Origin of the sequence: Methanoregula sp. (genome assembly GCF_002835825.1) — an archaeon.
In the GTDB taxonomy this organism is placed as follows: domain Archaea; phylum Halobacteriota; class Methanomicrobia; order Methanomicrobiales; family Methanospirillaceae; genus Methanoregula.
This window is the reverse complement of record NZ_PIZH01000171.1, coordinates 1-4751: the sequence shown is the minus strand read 5'-3', so window position 1 is coordinate 4751 and position 4751 is coordinate 1. Positions and strand designations below refer to the sequence as shown.

Genomic DNA, 4751 nt, shown 5'->3' with positions numbered 1-4751 from the left:
GAGACTTCAGAGGTGTAAAAGAGACAGATCATCCCCTATGGCAACTATCGACAATGCAAAGGAAGCGTATGCCGGCGAGTCGCAGGCAAACCGCAAGTACAAGGCATTCTCCGACAAGGCCGCCGAGGAGGGGTTCAAGGGAGTAGCCACGCTCTTCCTGGCAGCCTCCGAGGCTGAGGCCATTCATGCAAAGAAGCTGTTAAAGGTCATGTCCGCGGTCGGCACAACGGCAGCCAACCTTGAGGGTGCAATCGCGGGAGAGACCCACGAATACGAGTCCATGTACCCCGGGTTCATCAGCGAAGCAGAGGCCGAGAAGAAGACCGACGCGATCTTAGCGTTCACGCACGCGATGAAGGCCGAACAGGTCCATGCAGCGCTCTACAAGAAGGCCCTTGACACCATCAAAGCAGGTCATGACATCGGGCGGGAGAAGGTGTTCCTCTGCCCGGTCTGCGGCAACATTGAACTCGGAAAGGTTCCCGACAAGTGCCCGATCTGCGGGGTCTTTGGCAAGCAGTTTAAGGAAATCACCCTGTAAGGGTCTTATTCCTCTTTTTCCCGGGTTTCTTCAGGCGTCTCACCGGGCCCTTCTTTTTTCGCTGCTGCCTTTCGTGCAGCCTTTCTCCGGTGCAGCCAGACAACGACAACCAGGACTGCAATCAGGGTTGCCCAGGAGGCAGAATAGATCACGATCCCGGGGTTTGCAAGGATATTTTTCGGGATGACCTGGATGGGAGGAAGGGGGGGTGCAGCACGGCATTCGAATGTTACTTCGACACTGGCGGGGAAACGGTTCTTACCGTCAAAGTACCGGATGGTGACCCTGGCATTCCCGGAGGGTATCACCCCGTCTACCGGTGCATTATTGGTACGGGGAAAGGCAACCGACCGGTCAATGCGCTGGTCCCCGTCAGCGATCTCAACATACCAGGAATCCGGGTATGACGCGGAATAGAGATCGCGTGCCTTGACAACCAGGACCGATCCCGGCGGCACGGAAACCGACCAGATCCCGTTCTCCGCGATGTCGGAGAAGAGGAGAGTCCTCCTGACAGATTGCCCTTCGGCAAGCACGAGCGACCCGGAACTGGAAAGGCAGGAGGGGAGGGCAAAGGTTTCGTTCTCAAGAGCACGCGGGATCCTTCCCGGCTCGGCAGAGCAGCGGAACCGGTCTTCCATCACCTGCGAATAGGTCAGCGCCGTGTCGTAGATCCGGACATCATCGAGCCCCCCCCTCAGAAAACGCGGGCAGGAAAGGTCCGGCGTCTGCCCTTCCCCGGCATCCGCACCGAGAAGAACGGAGTTCTGGTACTCGTAAAGGAGGGGACCGGATGCATTGACCCGGTTCCGGAGGGACCCGTCGAGGTAGATCCTCGCGGATGTGCCGTCATAGGTTCCGGTGACATGGTGCCACTGCCGGAGTGCAATCCCCTCGTGGAGTACCGGAACGGAGACGGGTCCTGACCGTTCGGTGGTGATGGTCCACCACAGGTCGTTCCCGTCACCGAACCCCAGCCAGTACCCCCCGTCCTGGTAACTGGAGATTAAGGTCTGGGGGTTGTACGAGTCCACGTAGAACCATGTCGAGACCGTGATGTTCTGCCGCGGGTGGTTCCGATCCGTGTACGGGATGCTGACATACTCTCCCGTCCCGTTGAAGAAGAGCGCTCCCCAGCACATCCCGGACCGGGTCCGTTCGGCCCCCATAATGATGCCGGGGTTGTAATGGCCCGAGGCATCGAGAGCCATCATCCCCCCCTCCTCGTTGAAGGGGAGGTACAGCGCCGGGTCAGGTGCGGGGGCGGGATCTGCCCCGGTCACGGGAATAAAAAGAGCGAGGAACAGTACAAGAAAGAAAAGGGCGTATCTCCTCATCCCCGGAACGGAACAGGTGGTGTCCATGGATGTATCCAAAGGTGTATTGGGACTTGTCCAAAAAGAAGGTTGCGATAAGGACGGCCCCCTCCCTGCATCCTGCCGCCGTCAATATGTTTATATCATTCCGAAACCCTTTCCGGCTTAATGACCAGAGTCACCGTCTATTCTACCCGGAACTGCCCCTACTGCCGGATGGCCAAGGCGTTCCTCGACAAGTACGGCGTCCCGTACGAGAGCATCGATGTTGGTGCCGACCCGGGGCAGGCACAAAAAATGATCGAGATCTCCGGCCAGCGGGGTGTCCCGGTCATCGTGGTGGACAGCGAAGTGATCGTCGGGTTCGATGCCGGGCGCCTGACCGAACTCTTTGGAACGGAGGAAGCCCCGGACCGGTACGATGTCCTGATCATCGGGGCCGGCCCGGCCGGTCTCACAGCGGGAGTGTATTGCGCAAGGAAGATGCTCAATACACTCATTATCAGCGAAAACATCGGCGGGCAGGCGCTGGAGTCGTGGGCCATCGAGAACTACATGGGCTACCGGATGGTAACCGGTGAGGACCTGATGAAGAAGTTCGAAGAACAGGTCAAGACGCTCAATATAAGGCTGGAACTGGATCGCGTTACCGCGGTTGCTCAGGACCAGCAGGAGTTTACCGTCAAGACAGCCTCGGGTAAAACCATCCGGGCCAGGGCACTTATCCTCACGCAGGGCAAGCGGGCGCGGAAACTCGATGTTCTCGGGGAGGACCGGTTCATCGGGCGCGGGATCTCGATCTGCTCAACCTGCGACGGCCCCCTCTATAAAGGAAAAAAAGTCGCGGTTGTCGGCGGCGGGAACTCTGCACTCCAGACTGCTATCGAGATGAGCCGGATCGCATCATCAGTCAACCTCATTGTGCGCAGCAGCATCAGGGCGGACCCGATCTCTGTGGAGAGGCTCAAAACAATCGGCAGCATCGTGGTTCACGAACATACGCATGTCACTGCTCTCCATGGAGAACAGTTCCTGACAGGGGTCACGATCCGCGACGGGAATGGCGTGGAGCGGATGATCGATCTTGACGGGATTTTTGTCGAGATCGGCTGGATCCCCAACACGGAGATCCTGGACGGTCTTGTGAACCTGAACGACCGCCGGGAGGTCATCGTTGATATCAACTGCTGCACAAGCCGGCCCGGTGTCTTTGCTGCAGGCGATATCACCAATGAGAAGAGCAAACAGATCATCATTGCAGCCGGGGATGGGGCAAAAGCAGCACTCGAGGCATACGAGTACCTGATGGCGAATTAGGACAGGTGTCCAGAACCCCAGGCAGTGGATTAATCAGGATACACGGAACAGCCCGGGGCGATATGCGATCATTTCCCCGCAGTAATCCTGAACGACTCATTGGGGATGCTCATCTCGAACCGCGCCCCTTTACCCGGCTCACCGGTTTCCTGTATCGTGATGCCGGTGATATCGAGGACCTCGCGGGAGAGGAAGAGGCCAAAGCCGTTGTTCTTTCCGAAGCCTTTTTGGAAGAGTTTCTTTTTCATCTCGGGGGCAATACCCGTGCCGTCGTCTTCGCATACGATCGTGCTTTTCCCGTCATGCGGTGCAAGCGAGAACCGGATGGTGGTGACCGACCCCCCGTGGCGCACGGCATTGTCAACCAGGTTGAAGAAGACCTTTGCAATGAGCGGGTCGGCATAGACTTCCGTGCCGGCCGGGATATCGTTCCTGACCGTGACAGCCATCTGGGAGACGCCCTTTTCGGCATCATTCACCAGGGCCCGTATATCCATCCAGACCGGGCTTGCTATCCCCACCTGCTGGTAGTCCTTCGTGAACTGGATCATGCCGGAGATCTGCCTGCTCACCTTCCTGATACGGGCAATCTCCTGCTCACAGCCGGCCGGGCTCTTCTTATCCATGAGGCTGACGTACCCGTCCAGGGTCATGAGCTGGTTCTTGATATCGTGCCGGGTGATGCTCGAGAGGAGGTGGAGCTTTTTGTTTGCCTGGTGGAGCGCGTCTTCGGTTTTCATGCCCTCTGTGACATCCTCGACGGTTGAGATAACATGGGGTGTGCTCCCCATCATGATGACCCGCGAGGAGAACCGGCAGATGCGAACCTCGCCATTCTTTGTCCGGCAGGGCAGGTCCATTCCACGGACCTGGTGCTTTAAACGAAGTTCTGTCACGAGCCTCGTAATGTCATCCGGGTTGACAAACAGGCTAAGCTCCCCCGGGGTTTTTCCGATCACCTCTTCCCGCAGGTACCCGGTGCTGGCGAGGAACGCCTCATTGACATCGGCAAACACCCCGCGACCTGCGGTTGTGAGGGTGAGGGGGACGGGATTGTTCTGAAAGATCGTAACAAATTTCTTTTCCGACTCGCGGAGTTCCTCGTCGGCCCTCCGGCGCTCCGTGATGTCTTCCGAGATCCCCAGAAGATACCGGGCATTTCCGTCACGGTCAGGGATGGGGATCTTTTTTGTATGCAGGATGCGCTCTCCCTTGTCCTTTGTCTGGATGACCTCTTCGGGAATATCAGCTATTATGCCATTTCGTAAGACTTCCCGGTCTTTTTCAGTAAAAAAGTCCGCCTCCTCTTTGGGGAAGAAGTCGTAATCGCTCTTCCCGTACAGGTCTTCCCGTGAATATCCCAGCAGTTCCTCACCGGCCCGGTTGAACCGCACAAACCGGAGTTTCCCGGCATCCTTGACAAAGATCATATCCGGGATATTCTCTAAGATGGTGTTGACAAACTCCTCGCTGTCCTTAAGCTCCTCCTCGGCGGTCTTCCGGTCCGTGCCGTCACGGAAGGACACAAGCATTTCCCGGGTTTTCCCGAATGTTATCCTCCTCCCGATGCACTCTGC

At 57.6% G+C, this 4751-nt stretch carries 4 protein-coding genes; 2 read left to right on the top strand and 2 right to left on the bottom strand.

Going from position 1 to position 4751, the window contains the following annotated elements; all coding sequences use genetic code 11:
- A partial coding sequence (locus CW742_RS07385; protein ID WP_394339463.1) for a rubrerythrin family protein occupies positions 1-541 on the top strand: 541 nt, incomplete at its 5' end.
- A 5-nt stretch (positions 542-546) separates the two neighbouring features.
- Here the strand turns inward: CW742_RS07385 and CW742_RS07380 are convergent.
- Positions 547-1905: a LamG domain-containing protein gene (locus CW742_RS07380; protein WP_292418546.1), complete on the bottom strand. Its 1359-nt coding sequence runs from the start codon at positions 1903-1905 to the stop codon at positions 547-549.
- A gap of 120 nt (positions 1906-2025) precedes the next feature.
- On the opposite strand from CW742_RS07380, the gene CW742_RS07375 reads away from it, so the two are divergent.
- The gene (locus CW742_RS07375) at positions 2026-3174 is read left to right on the top strand and encodes a Uxx-star family glutaredoxin-like (seleno)protein (protein WP_292418543.1); all 1149 of its coding nucleotides are present in this window, start codon (positions 2026-2028) and stop codon (positions 3172-3174) included.
- 68 nt (positions 3175-3242) lie between these two features.
- Here the strand turns inward: CW742_RS07375 and CW742_RS07370 are convergent.
- A partial coding sequence (locus tag CW742_RS07370) for a PAS domain-containing sensor histidine kinase (RefSeq protein ID WP_292418540.1) occupies positions 3243-4751 on the bottom strand: 1509 nt, incomplete at its 5' end.